The sequence below is a fragment of the Dyella flava genome, from assembly GCF_016904955.1.
Taxonomy (GTDB): Bacteria; Pseudomonadota; Gammaproteobacteria; order Xanthomonadales; family Rhodanobacteraceae; genus Dyella_B; species Dyella_B flava.
On the sequence record NZ_JADIKE010000035.1, the window covers coordinates 347630 to 371800 of the forward strand.

23 protein-coding genes, 1 tRNA gene and 1 pseudogene are annotated in these 24171 nt (G+C 62.7%); 10 read left to right on the forward strand and 15 right to left on the reverse strand.

Going from position 1 to position 24171, the window contains the following annotated elements:
* The first annotated feature begins 71 nt into the window (after nt 1–71).
* Complete coding sequence (locus ISP19_RS11340; protein WP_204682096.1) at nt 72–1535, forward strand: DUF4139 domain-containing protein; 1464 nt, start codon at nt 72–74, stop codon at nt 1533–1535.
* Between the two features lie 141 nt (nt 1536–1676).
* Complete coding sequence (locus ISP19_RS11345) at nt 1677–2432, forward strand: enoyl-CoA hydratase/isomerase family protein (RefSeq protein ID WP_204682098.1); 756 nt, start codon at nt 1677–1679, stop codon at nt 2430–2432.
* A 44-nt stretch (nt 2433–2476) separates the two neighbouring features.
* On the opposite strand, the gene ISP19_RS11350 is transcribed toward ISP19_RS11345, so the two are convergent.
* From ISP19_RS11350 to bamJ, 3 genes and pseudogenes are all read right to left on the reverse strand, one after another.
* On the reverse strand, nt 2477–3331 hold the full coding sequence (locus ISP19_RS11350; RefSeq protein ID WP_204682100.1) for a sulfurtransferase: 855 nt from the start codon (nt 3329–3331) through the stop codon (nt 2477–2479).
* A pseudogene (locus ISP19_RS11355) lies at nt 3328–4103 on the reverse strand (CoA pyrophosphatase). The gene ISP19_RS11350 and the pseudogene ISP19_RS11355 overlap by 4 nt, the downstream one beginning before the upstream one ends.
* 112 nt (nt 4104–4215) lie before the next feature.
* On the reverse strand, nt 4216–4965 hold the full coding sequence (gene bamJ, locus ISP19_RS11360; RefSeq protein ID WP_239556727.1) for a BamJ family beta-barrel-assembly machinery protein: 750 nt from the start codon (nt 4963–4965) through the stop codon (nt 4216–4218).
* A 385-nt stretch (nt 4966–5350) separates the two neighbouring features.
* Here bamJ and ISP19_RS11365 point away from each other — a divergent pair, with 385 nt between their 5' ends.
* A complete protein-coding gene (locus ISP19_RS11365) occupies nt 5351–6133 on the forward strand; it encodes an enoyl-CoA hydratase/isomerase family protein (RefSeq protein WP_204682102.1) in 783 nt (260 codons plus the stop codon).
* A 92-nt stretch (nt 6134–6225) separates the two neighbouring features.
* On the opposite strand, the gene ISP19_RS11370 is transcribed toward ISP19_RS11365, so the two are convergent.
* The 5 genes from ISP19_RS11370 to ISP19_RS11390 form a co-directional block, all read right to left on the reverse strand.
* Nucleotides 6226–7146 (reverse strand): DUF1684 domain-containing protein, encoded by a 921-nt coding sequence (locus ISP19_RS11370; RefSeq protein ID WP_204682103.1) that lies wholly within the window; start codon nt 7144–7146, stop codon nt 6226–6228.
* 186 nt (nt 7147–7332) lie between these two features.
* Nucleotides 7333–9159: a DNA mismatch repair endonuclease MutL gene (gene mutL / locus ISP19_RS11375; RefSeq protein WP_204682105.1), complete on the reverse strand. Its 1827-nt coding sequence runs from the start codon at nt 9157–9159 to the stop codon at nt 7333–7335.
* 28 nt (nt 9160–9187) lie between these two features.
* Complete coding sequence (locus ISP19_RS11380) at nt 9188–10741, reverse strand: N-acetylmuramoyl-L-alanine amidase (RefSeq protein WP_204682107.1); 1554 nt, start codon at nt 10739–10741, stop codon at nt 9188–9190.
* Nucleotides 10742–10929: 188 nt separating this feature from the next.
* The gene (gene tsaE / locus ISP19_RS11385) at nt 10930–11388 is read right to left on the reverse strand and encodes a tRNA (adenosine(37)-N6)-threonylcarbamoyltransferase complex ATPase subunit type 1 TsaE (protein WP_204682116.1); all 459 of its coding nucleotides are present in this window, start codon (nt 11386–11388) and stop codon (nt 10930–10932) included.
* On the reverse strand, nt 11381–12865 hold the full coding sequence (locus tag ISP19_RS11390) for an NAD(P)H-hydrate dehydratase (protein ID WP_204682118.1): 1485 nt from the start codon (nt 12863–12865) through the stop codon (nt 11381–11383). Before ISP19_RS11390 ends, tsaE begins: the two co-directional genes overlap by 8 nt.
* 33 nt (nt 12866–12898) lie before the next feature.
* On the opposite strand from ISP19_RS11390, the gene queG reads away from it, so the two are divergent.
* A complete protein-coding gene (gene queG / locus ISP19_RS11395) occupies nt 12899–13975 on the forward strand; it encodes a tRNA epoxyqueuosine(34) reductase QueG (RefSeq protein ID WP_204682120.1) in 1077 nt (358 codons plus the stop codon).
* A gap of 72 nt (nt 13976–14047) precedes the next feature.
* Here the strand turns inward: queG and panD are convergent, their stop codons facing one another.
* From panD to pcnB, 5 genes are all read right to left on the reverse strand, one after another.
* Nucleotides 14048–14434, reverse strand: coding sequence for an aspartate 1-decarboxylase (gene panD / locus ISP19_RS11400; RefSeq protein WP_204682128.1), 387 nt, complete (start codon nt 14432–14434; stop codon nt 14048–14050).
* Between the two features lie 99 nt (nt 14435–14533).
* Nucleotides 14534–15379 carry a pantoate--beta-alanine ligase gene (panC, locus tag ISP19_RS11405; protein ID WP_204682130.1) on the reverse strand — a complete coding sequence of 282 codons (846 nt, stop codon included), beginning with the start codon at nt 15377–15379 and terminating at the stop codon, nt 14534–14536.
* A 46-nt stretch (nt 15380–15425) separates the two neighbouring features.
* Nucleotides 15426–16256: a 3-methyl-2-oxobutanoate hydroxymethyltransferase gene (gene panB / locus ISP19_RS11410; protein WP_204682132.1), complete on the reverse strand. Its 831-nt coding sequence runs from the start codon at nt 16254–16256 to the stop codon at nt 15426–15428.
* Between the two features lie 55 nt (nt 16257–16311).
* Complete coding sequence (gene folK, locus ISP19_RS11415; protein WP_379946467.1) at nt 16312–16791, reverse strand: 2-amino-4-hydroxy-6-hydroxymethyldihydropteridine diphosphokinase; 480 nt, start codon at nt 16789–16791, stop codon at nt 16312–16314.
* On the reverse strand, nt 16791–18173 hold the full coding sequence (gene pcnB, locus ISP19_RS11420) for a polynucleotide adenylyltransferase PcnB (protein ID WP_379946465.1): 1383 nt from the start codon (nt 18171–18173) through the stop codon (nt 16791–16793). The genes folK and pcnB overlap by 1 nt, the downstream gene beginning before the upstream one ends.
* A 159-nt stretch (nt 18174–18332) precedes the next feature.
* Here pcnB and ISP19_RS11425 point away from each other — a divergent pair.
* Nucleotides 18333–18408, forward strand: a tRNA-Glu gene (locus tag ISP19_RS11425).
* Nucleotides 18409–18456: 48 nt separating this feature from the next.
* Complete coding sequence (gene fdxA / locus ISP19_RS11430) at nt 18457–18780, forward strand: ferredoxin FdxA (RefSeq protein WP_204682136.1); 324 nt, start codon at nt 18457–18459, stop codon at nt 18778–18780.
* Between the two features lie 210 nt (nt 18781–18990).
* Here fdxA and ISP19_RS11435 read toward each other — a convergent pair whose 3' ends face one another.
* Together ISP19_RS11435 and dapA are read right to left on the reverse strand one after the other, a co-directional pair.
* Nucleotides 18991–19584, reverse strand: a complete 594-nt coding sequence (locus ISP19_RS11435; protein ID WP_204682138.1) for a hypothetical protein — start codon at nt 19582–19584, stop codon at nt 18991–18993.
* Nucleotides 19585–19633: 49 nt separating this feature from the next.
* Entirely contained in the window at nt 19634–20527 is an 894-nt protein-coding gene (gene dapA / locus ISP19_RS11440) for a 4-hydroxy-tetrahydrodipicolinate synthase (protein WP_204682140.1), read from the reverse strand.
* Nucleotides 20528–20774: 247 nt separating this feature from the next.
* Between dapA and ISP19_RS11445 the strand changes: the two genes are divergently transcribed.
* The 4 genes from ISP19_RS11445 to thiD all read left to right on the forward strand — a co-directional run bounded on the left by ISP19_RS11445 (nt 20775) and on the right by thiD (nt 24155).
* Nucleotides 20775–21338 (forward strand): glycine cleavage system transcriptional repressor, encoded by a 564-nt coding sequence (locus ISP19_RS11445; protein ID WP_204682142.1) that lies wholly within the window; start codon nt 20775–20777, stop codon nt 21336–21338.
* Nucleotides 21339–21442: 104 nt separating this feature from the next.
* Nucleotides 21443–21904, forward strand: coding sequence for a peroxiredoxin (locus tag ISP19_RS11450; protein ID WP_204682144.1), 462 nt, complete (start codon nt 21443–21445; stop codon nt 21902–21904).
* A gap of 76 nt (nt 21905–21980) precedes the next feature.
* The gene (locus ISP19_RS11455) at nt 21981–23360 is read left to right on the forward strand and encodes a PhoH family protein (RefSeq protein WP_204682146.1); all 1380 of its coding nucleotides are present in this window, start codon (nt 21981–21983) and stop codon (nt 23358–23360) included.
* A 9-nt stretch (nt 23361–23369) separates the two neighbouring features.
* Nucleotides 23370–24155 (forward strand): bifunctional hydroxymethylpyrimidine kinase/phosphomethylpyrimidine kinase, encoded by a 786-nt coding sequence (thiD, locus tag ISP19_RS11460; RefSeq protein ID WP_204682148.1) that lies wholly within the window; start codon nt 23370–23372, stop codon nt 24153–24155.
* Nucleotides 24156–24171: the final 16 nt, after the last annotated feature.

Below are 24171 nucleotides of genomic sequence, written 5' to 3' on the forward strand. Positions count from 1 at the left end.
CTGGAGGGCCACGTACGCCGTCACATGCCGCTCGCTATGATCGGGCACGTTACCTGCCAAAGGAGTGCCCCATGACGATTCAGCACCGAACCGCCCTCGCCATCGCCTGCGCCGTGTTCTGCAGCGCATCACTGGCACAGGCTGCCGACAATGCGTCGATCACGCTCTATCGCAGTGACAGTTCCAGCCTTTATGCAAGCAGCGGAGACAACACCGTCGATGACGGTTACGCCGTGGTGCGCGAACAGCGCAATGTGCGCTTGCAGGCCGGCGTGCATGACATCGTGCTGGGAGATTTGCCCAACAACCTCGACGCCGAAGCGATGGCACTTGGCTTCCCGGGCGGCGAGGCCAAGGTCATCTCGCAACGCCTGTTGCTCGGCCAGGGCGCCAACGCAGCCCTCACCGGCTTGACCGGCAGCAACATCAGCGTACTCGGTGACAACGGGCAGCCCTTGGCCAACGGCACCCTGCTGCGCGCTGGCGATGAAGGCCTGATTGTCGGCAGTGCGAATGGTGGCACCACACTGGTTCGCCAGTACGCGGCCGTGAATACGTCAAGCAGCAACTTTCCCACCGGTTCCAGCTTGCGCTTGCGCCTCGATGCTTCACGCTCCGGCGATACAACGGCCGTACTGAGCTACCCTGCTACCGGCATGGGGTGGCGAGCGGCATATGTGGCTACGCTGCAACCCGGCAACAGTTGCAGCATGCAATTCGAATCACGCGCCAGCATTGCCAATCGCAGCGGCCGTGATTGGCACGACGCCAAACTCACACTGATCGCGGGCGAACCGAATTTCGCCAAACCCAGCGGACCGCGCCCGATGATGATGATGAAAGCCATGGCCGCGCCGGTGGGCGCCGAGGCACTCCCCGAGCAATCGTCGCTGGCCGACTATCGCAGCTACACCCTGCCGGCACCGGTCGACCTGCCCGATGGCAGCATCAGCCAGGTGCCGCTTTACGCGGCACGCACCCTGAGTTGTGTACGCACCGCACTTTATGAAAATGGCGGCAGCTGGTTGCCGCCGCAGCCCATGCTTAATAGCGAACTCAACTCTGACGGCAACACCAGCATCACCAGCACTTTGAGTCTGACTGCTTTCGACAGCCTGCCGGCGGGCTATTTGCGTGTGCTGACGGCAGACCGCAACGGCGTACCGCAATTCATCGGCGAGGGACGGATCAACGACACGCCCAAAGGCAGCGATGCGACGATTACGCTGGGCACTGCGTTCGACCTGCGCGGCAACCGCGAACGCACCAGCTTCCACGTCGACAAAGCCGGGCGCACGATGGATGAAGCTTTCCGCATTACCTTGACCAACGCCAGCGGCAGCCCGCGCACGGTGACGGTGCGGGAACATCCCAACCGCTGGCGCCAATGGAACCTGGCTTCATCAACGGTGAAGCCCAGCAAGCAGACGACCGATACGCTGGAATTCAAGCTTGATGTACCGGCCAACGGCAAGACCGTGCTGGACTACGCCGTTCGCTACACCTGGACGGCGGATGACAATCCGCAGCCTTGATGCAACCCGATCCGCACGCTGTCCCGCTTGGGAAGAGGCGTATGGCCGCACATCGCCAACAGGGATGACGTGCTGGAAACATGGCGAATACCCGAACCATCCGCTTTACACTGAACGCCATAACGCTTCTGGAGCCCGATAATGCTTAATCTCGTCAAGCACGATGCCGTCACTGAAATTCAGCTGGCGCGCCCGCCGGTCAACGCGCTCAATCTGGATCTGCTGCGTGCGATCCAAAAAGCCCTCGCTGACGCGGTGCGCGATGGCGCGCGCGGCATCGTGCTATCGGGCGCACAAGGGATGTTCTCCGCCGGTGTCGATGTGCCGGCCCTGCTGACCTGTGATCGCGCTGGCGTGCGTGAATTCTGGCGCGAATTCTTTGCGACGTGTGCCGCACTGGCCCAGTCACCCGCACCGGTGGTTGCGGCGATCACCGGTCACAGCCCGGCGGGTGGCGCCGTGCTTTCACTGTTCTGCGACTATCGTGTGATGGCGCAAGGCCCCTATCGCATCGGCCTCAACGAGGTCCAGGTCGGGCTGATCGCTCCCGATTGCATCCAGATGGCCCTGCGCCGCGTGGTAGGCGCGTATCGCGCCGAACGCCTGCTGGTCTCCGGCGCGCTGATCGACGCGGAACAGGCGCTGGCTTGCGGCTTCGTTGACGAACTCGCCAGCGTGGATCAGGTCACCACACGCGCCTTCGTCTGGTTGAACGAAACGCTGGCGCTGCCTTCGCATGCCATGCTGGCCACACGCCAGATCGCACGCGCGGATCTGATCAGCACCTACGCCGATATCGACAGCTTGCCGATCGATACCTTTGTCGACGCTTTTTTCCACCCGGAAACGCAGGCAACCCTGCAGCAACTGGTGGCGCGGCTCAAGAAAAAGGCGTAATTCGAGCATCGGGAATAGTGAACAGCGGGCCCGCCCCGCTTGTGCTATTCCCGGTTTGCGCCGACTGCGATGGGTCGCGAGGGATCGCTCACCCAACCGCTCCACGACGGCGCATAAAGACGCGACCCCGCCAACCCCGCGTGTTCCATCGCCAGCATGTTGTGGCAAGCCGTCACGCCTGAGCCGCACATATGCACGACCTGCTCGGGCTTGTGCTGGCCGATCACGGCGAGAAATTCCTGACGCAAGGCCTCGGCGGACTTGAAACGGCCGTCCGCCTGCAGGTTGTCCGAGAACGGACGGTTCGCCGCACCCGGCACGTGCCCCGCAGCCCGATCCAGCGGCTCGACTTCCCCTAGATAACGCGGGGCAGCGCGCGCATCGAGCAACAGATCCTGCTTGAGCTTTGCAACGGCCGCGTGATCGAGCAGCATCTGGCTGGCGTCGTAGTGCAGTGAAACTTGCGTCGGCTCACGCTGCGTTACCTGCGACGTGACCGGCCGACCTGCCGCTTTCCACGCCGTATAGCCGCCATCCAGCACCGCCACTTCTTGCACGCCGCACAAGCGTAGCAACCACCAAAGCCGCGCCGCGGCCAGCGCGCCATTGCCGGCGTCGTAGCAAACCACCTGCAGGCCAGGCCGCCAGCCCCAGCGTCCCAGCGTGGCAGAAAAGCTTTGTTCCAACGGCAACGGATGGCGCCCAAGTCCCAGCGGTGTGCGCGTGAGGTCCGACAGATCATGATCCAGGCTCGCGAAGACCGCGCCCGGGATATGTTCCGCCCGGTAGTCGCGCTCACCCTTGCCCGCATCGGCCAGGTCGTGGCGGCAATCGACGACAAGCACATCGGATGCCGGCAACGCCGCCAGTTCAGCCACGGAAATCAGTGTGCTTTTCATGCTCGCTCCATCCTCTGCAACAGGTTTTGCAGCATGGCGGCCGTGGCGCCCCAGATGCGATGGCCGTCGTGCTCGAATTCCACCATCTCGCGGCGATGACCGCGGAAATCCATGACATAACGCTTCAGGTTGGCGGGTTCAAGAAAGAACGCCAGCGGCACTTCGAACACTTCGGCCACTTCATCGGGCGCGGGATGAAAGCGCGCCTCTTCGGCGATACGCGCGACCACCGGCGTGATGCAAAACCCGCTGATGGTTTCGAAGCAATCGAGATACCCCAGTGGCGTGACCAGGGCGCGATCCAGGCCGATCTCTTCTTCGCTTTCGCGCAGCGCGGTAGTCAGTGCGCTGCCATCCGCAGGATCCACGCGGCCGCCGGGAAAGGCCACCTGCCCGGCATGCGAGCTGAGGTGGTCGGTGCGCACCGTGAACACCATCCGGGGTTGCGCATCGCCACGCAGACCGATCAGCACGGCAGCATCCCTGCGCGGCGTATCGCCGAGCAGCTCTTTCATCTGGAGATGGTTCCAGGCTGGTGCGGAAGGTGGCTGCGACAGCGGCCGCAAGGCACGCAGCAAGGCGTCCATCAAGCGGACTCGCGGGCGGGCAGTACCACGTCCATGTAATGGGTACGTTCGGTCTCGCTCATGCTGCGCCAGCGGGCAATTTCATCGCCGGTGCGATAGCAGCCTTCGCAATAGCCATGAGGGTCGAGGCGGCAGACGCCGGTGCAGGGGCTGAGGATGGCGGTTTGGGGCGCGCTTTCGGACATCCGGGTATTTTAGGAGAGAGGGGAGAGGAGTGAGAAGTAAGAGAAGAGCCGCAGCTGGCGTAAACCTGTGCTTTTCTCTCACTTCTCACTCCTCTCCCCTCACTCCTCGCCTTCAGGGTCCTGCGGCTTGCGGATTCGGCGGCTTGATATCGAGCAGTTCGATATCAAAGACCAACGCCTGGTTGGGGCCGATGCGCGGCAGCGCGCCATGTTCGCCATAGGCCAGCGCGGGCGGGATCACCACCTTCCAGCGGTCGCCCACGTGCATGCGTGGAATCACGTACTGCCAACCGCGAATCACCCGGTCCACGGTGAAGCTGACCGGCGCGCCATGCGCCCAGGTGCTGTCGAATTCGGTGCCGTCGATCAGCATGCCGCGGTAATTCACTGTCACCAGGCTATCGATACCCGGGTTGACCGTGCCGTCACCCTTCTTGATCACGGAATACTGAATGCCGGACGGCAGTTGCACCACACCCGGCAAGCTGGCGTTGTGCGACAGGAACTCGGCGCTCTTGTGCGCGTTCTCGGCAGCAATGCGGTTGTACTCGGCCATGGCCTGCTCATGCATGCGCTCGCCGAGGGCAACCAGTTGCTGGTACATGTCTTCCTTCGACACCGCAGGCGGGCGCTTGGCGTAGGCGTCCTCGATGGCCTTTTGCAGCACCGCCATGTCCACCGGGAAATCACCCTCGGAGAACTGTGTGCCGATCCGGTAGCCGATCGCGTAGGAAAGCTTGTGCTTGTCGAGCTTGGCTGGTGGCGGCTCTTGCTGATTGGACACAGCTGGCGCTTGCTGCGCCTGTACCGCGCATGCGGCAAGCAGCAAGAAACCCGAAACCAGCCAACGCGTGTGTGCCATTACTTTCTCCATGGTGCAGAGCCGGCTCAACGTCTCCATGTCGCCCGAATCATCGTTGAGCCGCCGCGTGGCGGCCGCTTGGACGCAACCCGAAGGATCGGGTCGGTTTGCCAACATGCCGGCGTCATCACTCGTTTATGTATCGACACATACACCTCACTCGTTCTTCCTTGCCCTGCGAGCAAACAGAAGTGGCGCGGCCAGATTAAAGACACTGAGCCGGCACTTAGCATACGGCCAAAACACTCATCCTAAGGCGTTCAGCCATTTAATGCAGCTATGCCGATTACCGGCACCGTCGCCAGAGTTTGTCTGAGAACGCCGGAGGGAGGCAAAGGTTCCCGCTGCTAACATGGGTGCTTCATGTTCAATTACGGAGTCCCCCGTGGCTTACCGCACCCTCGAAATCGGCAATCGCGACGCCGTACACATAATCACTGTCAACCGGCCGGACAAGCTCAACGCGTTGAATCGCGAGACTTTGAACGAGCTCACCCTGGCCTTTACCCAGGCCGCGCAGGACGACGCCGTGCGCGCGGTGGTGCTGACCGGGGCGGGAGAAAAGGCCTTCGTCGCCGGCGCCGATATCAGCGAAATGAACGGTTACGCCCCGGTGCAGGCGCAGAGCTTTTCCCGTACCGGGCAGCGGTTGATGAGCACCATCGAACGGCTTGGCAAGCCGGTGGTGGCGCGCATCCAGGGATTCGCACTTGGCGGTGGCATGGAGCTGGCCATGGCTTGCCATCTGCGCATCGCCAGCGACAAAGCAAAATTCGGCCAGCCGGAAATCAATCTCGGCCTGATCCCGGGCTTCGGCGGCACCCAGCGGCTATTGCGCCTGGCAGGCCGCGGCGCCGCGCTCGAGCTATGCCTGACCGGCGGCACTATCACCGCACAACGCGCTTACGAACTGGGCGTCGTGAATCGTGTCGTAGCGCCAGAGTTGCTGGATGAAACGGTCAATGCCCTGGCCGATCAGCTCGCGGCAGCCGCACCGTTGGCCGCCGCAGGCATTCTCGACACCGTGTTGCAAGGCGGTGAAACCTCGATCGACCAAGGACTGGAGTTCGAAACCCAAGCTTTCGCGCTGGCGTTTGCGACGGAAGATATGCGGGAAGGTACGACCGCGTTCCTGGAGAAGCGCAAACCGGTATTCAAGGGGAAATAAAAACGGCGCGGGACGAACAGTGCGCGCAAGGCCACGAGCACCCCACGGACCTCCAGACTTACGCCCCCGCTATTCGTCCCCCACCGCCAGCCTCAATGCCCGCCGCGATATTTCTTTTCACCGGCAGTAATGCGCAGATCCAGCCTGTTTTCCGGCGGCGCCAACGGACAGGTCGCGAAGGAGGTGAAAGCGCAAGGCGGGTTGTAGGCTTGGTTGAAGTCCAGCACGACCTTGCCGTTGACCGGCAAAGCAGCGTAAAGGAAGCGCGACGCGCCGTAGGTTTCATGGCCCGAGGTGCGGTCGGCGAGCACGAAGAACAGCTCCCCACCCGGCTCTTCCTGATACGGCAGCAATTCATAGGTATGCCCGTCGCGCGTAAACACGGCCTTGCCGGGCACCTTTACCGTATCGATGGTGCCGATCACCGATCCCATCTGCAGATCGTGCGGCGGATTGAACGGCACCCAGTCGGCAACGATGCGCCAGGATGGATCGATCGGGAAATAATCGATGCCGAGAAAATGCTGCCGCGTGGTGGCAGTTGAGTCCTTCACACGCAACGCCCTGCGGCCCTCGCGATCGATCACGTAGAAACTCGCCGTACCGAAGGCCACCGTGGTCGGCGACGCACTGCCGCTGACGTGCATGTCGTCAATCAGGGTTGCTTCATGCACCGGCTTGCCGTCCACCGTCGCTCCGCTGCCATCGGCCAGTGCGATATGTACCTGCCCCGCCTTGTCCAGGGTGACCACACCCAGGTGTGCGGGACCGGCCTGCAACACGATGTCATTGTCCGGCGCGCTGCCGACTTTGTTGATGCCATCCTGCAGCCATTCGAGCCCGATCAGGCTGAGCCAGCCATCCGGAGCAGTCAATCGCGCAACGCGCTGAGAACGCCATTGTTCGATGCTTTGCTGGTAGGCATCGGGCGTTGCCACGGGGTTGGGGGTTTCGGCATGCACGAGAGCTACTCCAGTACTTAGGATGAGTCCGGCCAGGACAGGTCGCCACATGGGGTTTGCTCCGCTCGGTACAAGACCACAAAGGCCAGTATGGCCGTCTATTTGCGGAGGGTACAGGCGTTGGCTAACAACCACGCAGAACAAGCTTATCCGCTTCGATCATGTCCCGCATGCTTGACGAAAAGGCAAAGCCGAATCCCGGCAAAGATGTGGCAGTTCACCATCGCCCACCACAACTTACCGGCCGCGCAGGAAAAGTTTGTCGAGTTCGGTCATGCCCATCTGCACCCAGGTGGGACGGCCGTGATTGCACTGTCCGGAGCGCTCTGTCGCCTCCATCTCGCGCAGCAAGGCGTTCATTTCCGGCACGCTCAAACGGCGCCCGGCGCGCACTGAGCCATGGCATGCCATGGTGGAGAGCAGTTCGTTTTCCAGTTCCTGCAACTGGCGTGAACTGCCATGTTGCGCCAGCTCGCCCAATACGCTGCGGGTGAGCTCGGCCACATCGGCCCCTTCCAGCAAGGCTGGAATGCGACGCACCACGATCGCCGAAGGGCCGCTGCGCGAAAGCTCCAGCCCCCACTCGGCCAGGGCATCACCGTGCTCCTCGGCGGCCGCGGCTTCCTTTGCACTCACGGCAACCGACAGCGGCACCAGCAGGATCTGCGAACGAAGGTTGCTGCAGGCCCGGCCGGACTTGAGCTTTTCGTAAGTGATGCGCTCGTGTGCGGCATGCATGTCGACCAACACCAGGCCATGCGCATTCTCAGCCAGGATGTAAATCGTCTTGAGTTGCGCGATGGCATAACCCAACGGTGGCGCTTCGCCATCGTTGGCCGGCGGCATCGGTTGTTGCATGGACTGCACTTGCGCTGCGGGAACCTCGCCCAACAACGCCGCGTAGTCAGCGAGTGGCTCCTCTCTCACACCCAGCTGCAGGCGGCTTTGCGTGAAAGTATTGCCTTGCCAACCCGCGCCCGGACGGCTGGAGAACTGCGCCACGGGTGCTGCCGCCACCGGCGTTGACGCCCACGAATCCGTGTCGGCCGGCAGGTTTTGTCCGGCACGGGTTTCTGCCAGGGCTTCATGCAGCGTGCGGAACAGAAAATCATGCACCAGCCGCTGCTCGCGAAAGCGCACTTCGCTCTTGGCCGGATGTACGTTGACGTCCACACCTACCGGATCCAGCTCGAGATACAACACGAAAGCGGGATGGCGACCGTGGAACAGCACATCGGCATAGGCCTGGCGCACAGCGTGAGCTACCACGCGATCGCGCACCAGGCGACCGTTGACGTAAAAATACTGGGCATCTGCCTGCGCACGTGAAGCCGTAGGCAAACCCACCCAGCCCGACAGCCGCATCCCCGCCGACGCGTAATCAATGCGCAGACTTTGCTGCGGAAACGTGTCGCCCAGCACTTCGGCCACGCGCAGCAACATGGCCTGATCATCGCGTGCCGCCTTCCACACACGCACGGATTTACCGTTATGGCTCAGGCGAAATTCAACGCCGCTGCGCGCCAACGCCAGTGACTTGAGCAGATCGTCGATATGCGCGAACTCGGTGCGTTCCGCACGGAGAAATTTGCGTCGCGCCGGCACGTTGTAGAACAGGTCGCGCACTTCCACGCTGGTGCCCTGCGGATGTTGGGCGGGGCGCGCGTCCTGCATGCGGCCGCTGTCCACTTCGATGCGAAAGGCCTGGTCCTCGCCACGCAGGCGTGAGGTGATCGCAAATCGCGCTACCGACGACATCGACGCCAGCGCTTCACCACGAAAACCCATGCTGGCCACGTGTTCCAGGTCGTCGAAACTGCCGATCTTGCTGGTGGCATGCGAGGCCACCGCCAAGGACAGATCGTCCGCGGCGATACCGTCGCCATCATCGCGTACGCGGATCAGCCGCGCACCGCCAAGCTCGATATCGACTTCGATGCGCGCAGCGCCAGCGTCGAGACTGTTCTCAACCAGTTCCTTGACGACCGACGAAGGTCGTTCGATCACCTCGCCAGCGGCGATCTGGTTGATAAGGTCAGGGGGAAGCGGTTTGATCCGGGACATGGCGCAAGCTTAGCAGCGCCATGCCTTATCAACTATCCGGAATTTCCAGCACGGTGCCAACGCGCACGCTGTTGCTGTTGATGCCGTTGACACTCTTGAGCGAATTCACGCTCACGCCGTACTGCTTGGCGATACTGCGCAGGGTTTCACCATCGGCGACGCGGTGTGTGTCGTGCGCATCCGCTGGCTTGCTGGTACTCGCCAGTTCGCTGTCATTGCCGGATACCAAGCCTTTGCGGCGCGCGGCCTCCATCGCAAACCAGGTTCCCGGAGGCGGATTGCTCGTGAAATAGCTTTTCAAGCCGTCCATCATGGCCGTAGCCAGCTCTTGCTGGTGCGCGGGATCACGCAACTTGCGCTCTTCATCCGGGTTACTGATGAACGCCGTTTCGACCAGGATCGACGGCACATCCGGCGAACGCAACACCACGAAGTTGGCATGCTCGACGTAACCGCGGTGGGTAGGCCCCAGGGCCGCCAAGGCGCTCAACACGTCCTGCGCCACCGTTTCACTGGCCTGCACCGCCCAGCCCTGCTGCATGTCCAGCAACACGGAGGCGAGGCTGTCGTTCTCGGCCGCCAGCGACACGCCGCCGATCAGGTCGGAACTGTTTTCACGATCGGCCAGCATCTGCGCCGCCACCGAGCTCTTGCCGCGCGGTGACAACACCCACACGGACGAACCGCGGGCGTCGCTGCTGGTGTAGGAATCGGCGTGGATGGCTACGAACAGGTCGGCCTGGTTCTGGCGGGCGATCTCGTAGCGTTCCTTCAGCGGAATAAAGTAGTCGCCATTACGCGTCAGGATCGCCTTCATGCCGGGCTGACGGTTGATCTGGGCAGCCAGGTCGCGCGCCACGGCCAAGGTCACGTTCTTCTCCAGGGTGCCGTCCGGACCATGTGCCCCCTGATCCTTGCCGCCATGGCCGGCGTCAACCGCCACGACCACTTGGCGCATGCTGTTCAGCAGCACGGCAGCCTGGCGCGTGGTGACGCCCTTGCGGCTGGTCAGCTTGCTGTCGGCGTTGACGACTACCGGAGCTGGGTTGGCATCCGCATCGTCATCGGCGTCTGCGCTGGAGGACGCGGGAGCCGGCCGGCTGATGGCTGATGACGCTTTGGTAGCAGATGGCGCATCGGATGCAGTAACGGCTGCTACGGCCCTGGCCGGGGTGAGAGAGGAGGCGCCATCGCCCGGATACAAATCCAGCACCAGGCGGTAGCCGGACTGACCGGATGGGCCAAGCAGAAAACTTTTGGCCTGGCTGTTGGGTGCCATGGTGGCAGTCAGGCGCAGGGAGCCGCCCTGGCTGCTGCTATCCACGCCCTTGAACAAGCCCTGGGCCGATGAAGCAAGGCTACCGGCGGCACGGCTGTCACTCAGCTCCAGCACGACCTGGTCGCCCTGCTGGCTGAGCTTGTATTTAACCGGCCCGGACAGATCGAAAACGACGCGGGTGTAGTCCGGGCCGGCCCAGACGCGGGTGTCTTTCACATCGGCAGCATGCAGGTCAGCCGCAGACGCCGCAGTCAGGATGGCGGTGACGGTCAGGCAAATCGCGCGAGTCAGAAGTCCCCTCATAGCGCGGCATTGAAGCGCACCGCTTTCCTGAATGCAATAGGTTTTCCTTTAAATATCCATAACCTGCAACCTATTTGTCAGATGAGCTCAAGCTATTGGCCCTAAGCGACGCATTTCTCAGGCAAGCGTGGATAGCCTGCCCTGTTCAGTTTTCTCAGGCGGGGCGGATACTTAGCGCAGATGCCCGTTTATTGCAGTCGCCGCAACAGGTGCTCCCCGCGCACGCTCAGTGGCCGCAACCACGCCTGGCGCCCCAAGCCGCTATAGCTCAGATCAAGCTCCAGATCGGGAGCGGGCAAAGCGCCCCGCCCGCGTTCTGGCCATTCCACCAGTACCACGGCCGCCGGATCGGACAGCGCATCAAGGCCGAGCCATTCGAGCTCGCCCGGATCGGCAATGCGATAAAGATCCAGATGCCAGGCGGGCCGCCCCTTGGCCTGATAGCCCTCGACGAGGCTGTAGGTAGGGCTCTTGATGCGCTCACCCACGCCCAGCGCCGTCAGCAATGCGCGCGCAAAACTGGTTTTGCCGGCCCCCAGTTCACCGTGGAGATACACCACCAGCCCGCTGTCCAATACTTCGGCAAACCGGATGCCCAGTGCGCGGGTCGCTGCTTCGTCGGCAAGCTCCCAATGCTGCTCAGTCATGCTCAAGTCCATTGCCAAGCGTGCGCAGCGGATCCAGCAGATCACTGGCCAGCAAGCCCCGTTCACCGTGTCGTGCCGCCATATCGCCAGCACGCGCATGCAGGCCGACACCCATGCGCGCGGCATCCCAGGCGGAGCAGCCCTGCGCCAGCAAGGCCGCCACCACGCCGGTGAGCAGATCGCCCATGCCACCGCTGGCCATGCCCGGATTGCCCCAGATACAGACGTCCAGACGTCCATCCGGATGCGCAATCAAGCTACCCGCCCCTTTCAGCACCACCACGGCGTTGTAACGTTGCGCCAAGGCGCGCGCCGACGCGAATCGGTCCACCTGCACCTCGGCGACGGTTTTGCCGAGCAAGCGCCCGGCCTCACCCGGATGCGGCGTCAGCACCGCAGGCGCGCTGAATCGACGGGGCTCGCGCGCGAGCAGGTTGAGTCCATCCGCATCCAGCACCAGCGGCTTGCCGCTATCGAGAGCTGTCAGCCACAAGGCATGCCCCCACGCGCCCTGCCCCAAGCCAGGTCCTACCGCCAGCACGTCGGCGCGATCCAGCAGCAACTGCAATTCCTGTGGGCCATGTACGCCGTGCGCCATCAACTCCGGGCGTGCACTGTTCAACGCGAAAATGTTTTCGGTGCGCGTGGCAATGCTGACCAGCCCGGCGCCGCTGCGCAGGGTCGCTTCACCGCACAAGCGAATGGCGCCTGCCGTGCCATGGTCACCACCGATGGCCAGCACATGTCCGCAATCGCCTTTGTGCGCGTCACGTGCGCGCGGCGGAAGATGCGTGGCGTCCAGCATGCGTGCGTCTGCGGGCATGCCTTGCCACAGGATATCGGGCAGGCCAAGCGTATCCAGTTGCAACATGCCGACCCGGGTAGCCGCCTGCCCGGTATACAGGCCGCGCTTGGCTGCGATGAAGCTGACGGTTAAGTCAGCACGAATCGCAACACCCGGACAATCGCCGGTATCCGCATTCAGCCCCGAAGGAACATCCAGCGCCAGCAAGGGCACCGCCGACGCATTGATGCGCTCGATCAGGTCCGCCGCCGATGGCTCCGGCACACGATTCAAGCCGGTACCGTAAAGCGCGTCCACATACACGTCGGCGAGCGGCAACGAAGTGTGTTGCTGCCAGTGATGGGTAATGCCGGCATTGCGCAGCCAGGTATCGCGCGCGCCGGCGGCATCGCCACGGGATGCGTCGCTCAGCTCGATCACTTCAACCGCCATGCCCGCACCATGCGCGAGACTGGCCAGCAGATAGCCGTCACCGCCGTTGTTGCCAGGGCCACAGAACACGACGATACGGCGCGCCTCCGGCCAATGCCGGCACAGACCGGCGAACGCAGCGGTGGCGGCGCGGTTCATCAACTCGAAACCGGTGATGCCAAGATCGTCGATGGCACGCCGATCGAGTGCGCGTACCTGTTCGACGGTATAAAGATCGCGGTGATGCTGGGCGGCTGGCATCGGCGGATTATAGGCAGCGATTAGAATGGGCGCATGTCCACTTACGCCACGCCCGATTACGCCGCGCTCGCCAGCGATATCAAACGCTGGGCGCATGAGCTCGGCTTCGCCGAGGCGGGCATCAGCGGTGTATCCCTCGGGCAGGACGAGCAGCACCTGGAACGCTGGCTGGAAGACGGTTACCACGGCGAGATGGACTATATGGCGCGTCATGGCACCCGGCGCAGCCGACCGGATGAGCTGGAGCCTGGCACGCAACGCGTGATCTCGGTACGCATGGATTACCTGCCGCCCGGCACCCAACACGCCTGGGATGTCATCAACGATGCCGAAGCCGGCTATGTGGCCCGCTATGCGCTAGGCCGCGATTACCACAAGCTGATGCGCAACCGCCTGCAGAAACTGGCCGAACGCATCCGCGGCGTGATCGGCGAGTTCGGCTATCGCGCCTATGTCGATTCGGCGCCGGTGCTGGAAAAAGCACTGGCACGTAATGCCGGGCTCGGCTGGATCGGCAAGCACACGGTGTTGATCAATCGCCAGGCCGGCTCGTATTTCTTTCTGGGCGAGCTCTATACCAACTTGCCGTTGCCGATCGACCGCCCCGCCAGCGCGCATTGCGGCACCTGCCGCAAATGCATCGACATCTGCCCAACCCAGGCCATCGTGGCGCCCTATCGCCTGGATGCGCGCCGCTGCATTTCTTACCTCACCATCGAACTGAAAGGTTCGATCCCGGAAGAACTTCGCGCGCCGATGGGCAACCGGATTTTCGGTTGCGATGATTGCCAGCTGATCTGCCCGTGGAACAAATTCGCGCAGGACGCGACCGAACCGGATTTCGCCCCCAGGCATCGCCTCGACGGCGCCAAGCTGGTGGAGCTGTTTGCCTGGAGCGAAGAAGAATTCCTGCGGCGCACCGAAGGCATGGCTATTCGCCGCACCGGCTACGAAGGCTGGTTGCGCAATATTGCGGTAGCGCTGGGCAATGCGCCGCCGTCAGCGGAAATTCGCGCGGCCCTGCTGGCGCAGGCCGAACATCCGTCAGCGATAGTGCGCGAGCACGTCGCCTGGGCGCTCGTGAAGCAAAGAGAGAGGGGAGAGGAGTAAGAAGTGAGAGAAGAGCTGCGTTTGCGTAGCGCCTTTCTCTCACTTCTTACTCCTCTCCACTCTCTCCCGCTCTTAAGCCGCGGCCATCTGCTTCGGAATCGAGCGATTGGTGTGGCTGATGCGGTTACCTTCGCCCACGTAGACGAGCGTCGGCTGGAACTTCTCCAGCTCGGCTTCGTTGAGGTGGACAAACGCGGCAATGATGACCAGATCGCCGGGCTGAGCACGGTGTGCGGCGCTGCCGTTCACCGAAATGATGCCCGAGCCTTCTTCGGCACGCAGCGCGTAAGTGACGAAGCGCTTGCCGTTATTGATGTTCCACGCGTGGATCTGTTCGTACTCGCGGATACCCGACGCATCGAGCAGCAAGCCGTCGATGGCGATGGAACCCTCATAGTGCAGTTCCGCGTGAGTCACGGTGGCACGGTGGATTTTCGCCTTCAGCATGTTGAGTTGCATGACTTCAATTCCAGCAGGAACTGCCTGCATAGCCCGGTATTATCAAACTGCCGCCGTTGCGTCGCAACATTGGCACCCGGGCGGGTACATGGGGATGCCTCAGTCGAACAACAAGTTGTCGATCAGGCGGGTGGTGCCCAGGCGGGCGGCAATCAGGGCGACGAGGCCTTCGCGTTCGCTATCGGCAGGCTCGGAAAGGTCTTCGGCACGGCGGATCGCGGCGTAATCGGGTGCAAAACCGGACCGTTCGAGTTTGGAAGCGGCGGCTTGCTCGACCACCTTGCGGGCATGGCCCTTGGCGATCAGGTCGCGCATCTGCTGCAGGGTCTGATAGATCTGTACCGCTTCCGCCCGCTCATCCGGCGACAGGTACTGGTTACGGGAGCTGAGCGCCAGGCCATCTTCAGCACGCTGCGTAGGTGCCCCCATCACCTTCACCGGCAGGGCAAGGTCGCGCACCATGCGCTCGATCACCTTCAACTGCTGGAAATCTTTCTGTCCGAATATCGCGATATCCGGCTGCACCAGATTGAACAGCTTGCAGACCACCGTGGCCACGCCATCGAAGTGACCCGGGCGATGGGCGCCCTCCAGGGTGTCGGTGATTTCCGGCACGTGCAGGCTGACGCTGTTGGCCGCACCGAATGGATAGATCGTGGTGACATCCGGCGCAAACAAAAGATCGCAACCGAATTCGGCCAGGCCAGCCTGATCCTGAGCCAGCGTGCGCGGGTAACGCTCGAAATCCTCGCTGGGACCGAACTGGGTAGGGTTGACGAACACGCTCGCCACCACGCGATCCGTACGTGCCCGCGCCAGCTTGACCAGCGAATGATGACCCGCATGCAGGTTGCCCATGGTCGGCACGAAGCCAACCGTGTGCCCCTGCGAGCGCCAGCCACGAATTGTGGCGCGCAGTCCTGCTGCGTCTTGCACCGTTTGCATGATTTGGCTCTGCCTGAATCGCGTTTGTTGTAACTATAGTTTCGCGTTAGTTGTAACTATGTTCGGCCGCCGGAAATGCCCCGCTGCGTACGTCGGCGACATAGGCTGCGATCGCCTCGCCGACCGAGGACCGGCCGGCGAGGAAGTCTTTGCTGAACTTGGGGCGCTTGCCGGGCGTGAGGCCCAGCATGTCGTAAACCACCAGCACCTGCCCATCGCAATGCGGCCCGGCGCCGATGCCGATGACCGGGATATCTAGCGCCTTGGTGACACGCTCGCCCAGCGACGTAGGCACGCCTTCCAGCACCAGCAGGCTGGCGCCCGCCTGCTGCACGGCCAACGCTTCGGCGAGTACCCGGTCTGCCGCGTCCTGCACCCGTCCCTGCACCTTGTAGCCACCGAACTTGTGCACGGACTGCGGGGTAAGGCCAAGGTGAGCGCAAACCGGTATCACGCGCTCGGTCAGCGCATGGATCGCTTCGAGAATGTGCGGCCCCGCGCCTTCAATCTTGATCATCGCCGCGCCGGCTTCGCCGACCAGGCGGGCGCCGGCTTCCAGCGCATGGGAAACATCGCGATCAGCCATGAACGGCATGTCAGCGGCCAGCAGGGTGGCAGACAGACCACGCGCGACCATGGTGGTGTGGTAGACCATCTGCTCCAAGGTTACCGGCAAGGTACTGGACTGCCCCTGCACGACCATGCCCAGCGAATCACCCACCAGGGCAATGTCGACGCCGGCGTGCTCGGCTTGCGCGGCAAAACTGGCATCGTACGCCGTGAGCATCACGATCTTCCGCCCTTCAGCCTTCATCGCGTGCAAGCCCGGCACGGTAACCGGCTTACGGGCTGGAGCGTTGCTGTTTTCCACGTACACGGCCGTTTCCTTCAATACCACGGAACACAATTATCCGGCCTCGGATGGCAAAGGCTCAAGCAAGCAACTCGCAACCTTGTGTGTCAACGGCTCGTAGCAAATCGGCCACGCGCCCTTGTCCCGGAATCTCCAGCTCGGGCGCCAATTCATTCAACGGCAGCAACACGAACGCACGCTCGGAAAGATGCGGGTGGGGCAAGGTCAGGCGTTCGTCGTTGACCGTCTCGCCAGCCACGTGCAGCAGATCGAGATCCAGTATCCGGGGCCCCCAACGCTCTCCGTTGCGTTCGCGGCCGGCCGTGCGCTCGATCTCCAGCAGGGCGTCGAGCAAGTCATGCGGCGCCAGCGGCGTTTCCAGGGCGACAACAGCATTGAGGAAATCAGGCTGATCATGCACACCCCACGGCGGCGTGCGATAGATGTGGGAGTGCGCCAGCATGCGGGTGTGCGGCAGCGATGCCAAGGCCGCGATGGCTCGAAACAGTTGCTGCCGCGAATCGCCGAGATTGCTGCCCAGCGCAACGTATGCGCGCATCAACTTGCTCCGGACTTGCCTGCCGTAGGCTTGCGGCGGCGCTTGCGCTTACGCGGCGCGCGTTCGCGCTCGCGCTCCCGGGTTGTATCCAGATCACCGCCCGGATGATGCAGTGGCAATGCCGCCGCCAGGGTGTCGTGCGGCAATTGCTGGGCATGTCGCCACCATTGCCAAAGCTCGCTGATGGCCGGCGATTCCGCAGATCGAAGCAAAAGGAAATCGAAAGCGGCACGAAAGCGCGGGTGCGCCAGCAAGCGGAAGACCTTCTTGCGCTGGATCTGCTCGAACCGTGGCTGCAACGACCAGATTTCTTCCATCGTGATGGTGAAGCGGCGCGGGATCGCGACACGCTGGCACTGCTCAGCCACCACATGCGCCGCGGCGCGTGACCACGCATCGGTAGCATCCTTGCCGAGGGTGGACCAGGTGTGCGCAAGATCTCGCACTTCACCCCACAACAGCACAGCAAACAGAAACGCCGGAGTGACCGATTTGCCTTCGGAAATGCGGGCGTCGGTATTTTCCAGACCTTGCTCAATCAACGAACGCAGCGCCCTGTCGCCACGTTTGAGTGCACGCGCCGTCGCCGGAAACAGGAACTTGAGCAGGCCACATTCCTCAAGCATGTGGAAACTCTTCAGACCATGCCCGGTGAGGAACATCTTGAGCGATTCATCGAACAATCGCGCCGCAGCGACACTGCTCAACAGCGGTCCGAGTTCGGCAAACGGTGCGGACGCCTCGGGATCGATATGGAAATCGAGTTTCGCAGCAAGACGCGCAGCGCGCAGCATGCGTACCGGGTCTTCGCGATAGCGGGTAGCCGGATCACCGATCAGGCGCAGCACGCGATCCTGCAGATCCTCCATGCCGCCGACATAATCGCGTACCGAGAAATCGCTGACGTCGTAGTACATCGCGTTGACGCGGAAGTCGCGGCGCAACGCATCCTCCTCGATCGTGCCCCACACGTTGTCGCGCACGATGCGGCCGTCCACGATGTGGCGGTCGCCCTCGCGCTGTTCGTCGCTGGTGCCGCGAAAAGTGGCCACCTCGATGATCTCGTTGCCGTAGACCACGTGGGCAAGCCGGAAACGGCGGCCGATCAGGCGACAGTTGCGGAACAGTTTTTTGACTTCATCCGGCGTCGCGTTGGTGGCGACATCGAAATCCTTGGGATGGCCGCCCAGCAGCAGGTCGCGCACGGCGCCGCCGACCAAGTAGGCGTTGTAGCCGGCCTCATTCAGGCGATAGAGCACACGCAAGGCCGCCTTGCTGATGTTCTTGCGGGAAATCGTGTGCTGCTCGCGCGGGATGATATGCAGCGCTGGCTGGTTCCTGGCTTTGGGATTCAAGCGATCGAAGTCCTTGCGGGTATCCAACTTCCGGTGGCTCGGTCGAACACGCGAGGCATGCCCAGGCTCTCGTCAAAACCGGCCGTAAGCATTGTCCTGTGGGCGTTTCAGTCCACGCGGGAGCACCGTATGCGGACATTGCCGGACGAGACAATTCAGATATACTACCGCGCCTCGCAACAATACGCTCCCATCGTCTAGTGGCCCAGGACACCGCCCTCTCAAGGCGGGAACACGAGTTCGAACCTCGTTGGGAGCGCCACCCTCCTATTATGATCGGCTTTCCGATCCCCAGCAGGCGCACGGCAGCATGACCTTCGTCGTCACCGACAACTGCATCAAATGCAAATATACCGACTGCGTCGAAGTTTGCCCTGTCGACGCATTCCACGAAGGCCCCAACTTCCTGGCAATCAATCCGGACGAGTGCATCGACTGCACCCTGTGCGAACCCGAGTGCCCCGCCAATGCCATTTTCCCGGAAGACGACGTACCAGCCGGCCAGGAGCATTTCACGCCCCTGAACAAGGAACTAGCCAAGGCGTGGCCGGTGATCGTCACCCGCAAGGAAGCCCTGCCCGACGCCAAGGAATGGGACGGCAAGCCGGACAAGTTCAAGCTGCTCGAGCGCTGACGCGCGCGGAATCGAGAAGGGAAGCGGGATCAGGAAAACAGCTTTCCGTCCTGGCGCAGCTGACCTGCTTTCGCTCCAAAAGAAACGCCGCCCATGGGCGGCGTTTTTTATTTTGAATGGCCCAGAGGCCTGGATGGAGGCGGGAATCGAGGCTTGACGCCGGGACGCGCCCACGATTCCCGGCGCGCCAATTCCAACCTCCCGCCTGAATCAGCCCTTGCCACCCAGGCGCGACTTCAGGCTGTCGACAACCTTGGCGACCGCAGCAGCCTCACCCTGTGCACGCACTTCGCTGGAGCCCTGGCCGCTGCTGTTGATGGAGACCACCACCGGACGCGGCGCCACGCTCGGGCCGCTGGAGCTGCTGCTGCCCTTGCCGAACATGCGACCGAAGAAGCCCGGCTTTTCCACCGGCTCGTCGGAAGCCATCACGCTGAGGTTATAGGTGTGCGCGGCGTCGTCGTGCCCCTGCAAGGTGCCGAGATCGCCATTGGCCAGCGCCTCGCCCACGCGGCGATAGGTTTCATCCACGCCATTGGCCAGGATGAAGCCATCGGTAATCGTGCCCGGGTTGCTGCCCACGCGCGCCGTAGCGCCGTTAGGCGATGGCAGGTTGCTGCCCGCCTGCGGGATGACCAGGGCCGCGGTAGCTGAAGGCGTATCCAGACCCGGAGGGATTTCCAGCGGCGACTCCTGCTTGGCGTTCTGCCACGCCTTTTCGGTACGGAACATACCGCAGCCCGAAAGCAGCAGGCCAGTGAGAGCCAGGGCCGGCAGGGCAACGGCGAGGGACGTTTTCTTCATGTAGTGAGATTCCGTAGGTGTTCCGTAGTTGAGTCGGGCAACCGCCCGGTCAGGCGGCATCCGCCAAGGATGCCAGAGTCGCCAAGGCCTTGCGCAACTGCTCGCGCGCCGGCCCCTGTTCCAGTGCCACCAGCGGCAGCCGCGGCGTGGCCGTTCCCAGCCCCAGATCGGGCAAACCCGCCTTCACGGCGATCGGGTTGGGCGCGCAGTTGAGCGCCTGCACCAGCGGATCGAGCGCGGCGTTGCAATGTGCCGCGGCCGCGCGGTCGCCCGCGGTGGCCGCATCACACAATGCGCGAAAAGCCCTGGGTACGAGATTGGCCACCACCGAAACAGTGCCCGCTGCGCCGGACAGCATGGCTTCCGCCGCGCTGCCATCGTCGCCGGACAAATAGACGAAATCCGGCCGCACAAGTTCCGCAGTCTGCTTGATGCGTTCCGCGTCGCCGCGCGCTTCCTTGATGCCGACGATCGCCGGATGCTCGCGCAGGATCGACGTGGTCTGGGGTAACAGGTCGCAGCCCGTGCGGGAAGGCACGTTGTAGAGCAGCACCGGCAAGCCACCCCGGTCGGCCACTTCGAGGTAATGACGGCGCAGACCTTCCTGCGTGGGTCGCACGTAGTACGGCGCGACGACCAGGGCGGCATCCGCCCCCAAGGCGTGAGCGCGCTTGGTCAGCGCAACCGTCTTGGCGGTGCCTGCTTCGCCAGTTCCTGCGATGACGGGAATACGCCCTGCCACGTGCTCGACCGCGAAGGCCAGCAGACGATCGTATTCGTCATGTTCAAGCATGTGAGCTTCGCCGGTGGAACCGGCGACGACCACCGCCTGGGTGCCGCCCGCGATCTGGAAGTCGAGCAGGCGAGCGAATGCCGCCATATCGAGCGCCCCATCCGATCCGAACGGGGTAACCAGCGCGCAGACGCTTCCGTGAATATTCATGGCGCCATCCGCACAAAACCAAGACCAAAAGGATGCACTAAGCCATTCTGCACAGTCGGTGCATTGACTCGACAGGCGCCCGCCTGCCTTCGCCAGTACCCCCGTGATAGGCGCGCAGACAGTGCGGCGACGCCTGCGCAGAACGGTTCAGAACATCTCCCCATGTTACTTGCGGCCCTGCTGGACGGGCAAGTAAGCTGGCGTTTCGTTCGTCGTCATCCCGCACGACGCGGGGTCGCCATCGTCCATGTCCACCAACCCTTTTTCCGCGCGATCCAGCAACGACCACCAACTGCTGATCCAGACGCTGACCCCGGCAGCGCGCACGCCGCTGCTGGCGCTCGCCCGGCGCATCGCCGATGCCGGCTGCAACCTGTCTGATGCGCGGGTTTCCACCATCGGCGCGGACACCTCGCTCACCCTGCTCGCCACCGGCGCCTGGGACGCAGTAGCCAAACTCGAAACAGCGCTGACCAAGCTGGCCCGTGAAGAAGAGCTTCGCCTGACCCATTACCGTACCAGCCCACGCGAGCCGAGCGGGCATCTATTGCCGTATCTGGTGGAGGTGGTGTCGTCGGACCGCCCCGGCATCCTGGTAAAGATCGTCGACTTCTTCAATCGCCACGACATCAGCGTGGAGCAGTTGAGCTCGTTGCGTTATCAGGCGATGCAGACCGGCGCCGCGATGTTCCAGGCGCAGTTCACCATCGGGGTCCCGGACAAGCTGCATATTGCCGCGTTGCGCGACGACTTCCTCGAGTTCTGCGATGGCCTGAATCTGGATGCCATCATGGATCCGGTGAAGTTCTAGGATGCTCCACGCGGAGTGGTCTGACAAGGCTGTTTCCGTCACATCACACGCGCTAGTCTCCCCTCCAGCAAGTGCAAAACGTAAGTCTGGCTTCTGGAGAGCACATGCCCGATCTAGGCAAGAAAGTCCCCAAGCTGCAAGGCGTCACCGGTGACGGCAGTACGCTGAAACTCGATTCACTGAAAGGCCAATGGGTAGTCGTGTACTTCTATCCCAAGGACAGCACGCCCGGCTGTACCAACGAGGCCAAAGACTTCCGCGATCTCTATCCGAAGTTCAAGAAGCGCCATGCCGAAATCATCGGCGTCTCGCGCGACTCCGTGAAATCCCACGCCAATTTCGCCAGCAAGCAGGAACTGCCGTTCCCGCTGGTTTCCGATCCTGACGAAACCTGGTGCAGCGCCTTCGATGTGATCCATGAAAAGGTGCTGTACGGGAAACGTCACATGGGCGTGGTACGCAGTACTTTTTTGATCGACCCCGACGGCAAGCTCGCCGCGGAGTGGCGGGGCGTGAAAGTGCCCGGCCATGCCCAGGCGGTGCTCGACGCCATACCTGCCCGGTGACTACGACGTTCCACGCTCTCGCCATCGTTTACGTGAAGCGACCCATCCACCTCTCAACTTGTGAGGTTTCTTCCGCATGACCGGAAGCAAGCGCATCTACGCTCTCGACACCAATGTGCTGTTGCACGACCCCACCTCGCTGTTCCGCTTCGAAGAACACGACGTCTTCATTCCCATGACGGTGCTGGAGGAACTGGACGAAAAGAAGAAAGGCGCCTCGGAAGTTTCGCGCAACGGTCGCCAGGTCAGCCGTTTCCTCAATGAGCTGATCGAACGCGGCAACGGGCATGGCATCAGCAACGGCCTGGAACTGACCAGCCCGGAAGGCGTGACGCTCAGACGCGGCGGGGCGGTTGGTCGGCTGTATTTCCAGCAACGCACCACCAACGGGCACGGCAAGGCTGACAACCAGATCCTGTCCTCGGTGATCGAGCTGCGCGACCAGAATCCGGACCGCTCAGTCATCCTGGTCACCAAAGACATCAACCTGCGCATCAAGTCCAAGATCTATGGCATCGATGCGGAGGACTACGAAAATGATCGCGCCCTCGACGACTTCGCCCTGCTCTACACCGGCTCCACCGAGTTGCCGGAAAGCTTCTGGGACAAGCATCCCGAAGTGCAGTCGTGGAACGAGCGTGGCCGCACCTACTACAAACTCGATCGCCACGAGGATGAAGACTGGTATCCCAACCAGTGCCTGTTCCTGCCCGGCGACGACAATGTGGAATTGCGCGTACTGCATATCGACGAGCAGCGCGCAACGCTGGTCCTGCTCGATGACCACAGTCACAGCAACCACAGCGTATGGGGTATTGCCGCCCGCAATCGCGAGCAGAACTTCGCCCTCAATGTGCTGATGGACCCGGATGTCGATTTCATCACCCTGCTCGGCACCGCCGGTACCGGCAAGACCTTGCTGGCGCTGGCGGCCGGCCTTGCACAGGTCATGGATCAGCAGCGCTATCGCGAAATCATCATGACCCGCGCCACGGTCTCGGTCGGCGAGGACATCGGCTTCCTGCCCGGCACTGAAGAGGAAAAGATGACGCCGTGGATGGGCGCACTCACCGACAACCTCGAAGTGCTCGCCAATCCGGAAGAAGGCGGCAGCTGGGGACGCCAGGCCACCAACGACCTGCTCGCCTCGCGCATCAAGATCCGCTCGCTCAACTTCATGCGCGGCCGTACCTTCCTCTCGCGTTACCTGATCATCGACGAGGCCCAGAACCTCACGCCGAAGCAGATGAAAACCCTGATCACGCGCGCCGGTCCCGGCACCAAGATCGTGTGCCTGGGCAACGTGGAGCAGATCGATACGCCATACCTGACCGAGACCACCTCGGGCCTGACCTATGCCGTCGACCGCTTCAAGCATTGGGCGCACTCGGCGCATATCACACTGCGGCGTGGCGAGCGTTCGCGGCTGGCGGATTTTGCGTCGGAGGCGATGTAAGTTCGCGTGGTGCAGTCGACCACTCCACCCGTCGCCCTCACCATCGCCGGTTCCGATTCCGGCGGTGGTGCGGGCATTCAGGCCGATCTGAAAACATTCCATGCACATCACGTGCATGGCTTGTCCGTCATCGCCGCCATCACCTCGCAAAATACGCGCGGCGTGACGGCGGTGCATCCGGTGCCGCTCGGCCATATCCGCAGCCAGATTGACGCTGTATTCGATGATTTTCCCATCGTGGCCGTAAAAACCGGCATGCTCGGCAATGCCAAAACCGTGCGCCTGGTTGCCAGGGAATTACGAAAGCGCAAACCCGCCTGGCTGGTGGTCGACCCGGTGATGATTTCCACCAGCGGCTCGCGCCTGCTCGATGAAGACGCCGTCGAGGCCATGGTGAACGAACTGATTCCATTGGCCGATGTGCTGACGCCAAACATCCCGGAAGCGGAAGCCTTGCTCGGCTATTCACTGCGCACCGCCAGACAGCTGACCGATGCCGCCGAAGCCTTGCTGGCTCTGGGCGCAGGCAGCGTGCTGCTGAAAGGCGGGCACGCTCGCGGGGGTGAGGTGGTGGATCGATATGTCGACGAGCGCGGCGCCATGGAAATCCGCCATGCCCGTCTGCCGCGCGAGGGCCACGGCACCGGCTGCACACTGGCCTCGGCCATCGCCGCCGAACTTGCCCTTGGCCATACGCCGCGCGCGGCGGTACGCCGGGCGGCCGCCTACGTCCATCGCACGCTGAAGAACGGTTATCGCCCGGGTGGCGGCGCCGTCCACGTGCTGCGTCACTGAGTCGGATTTGCCGTAA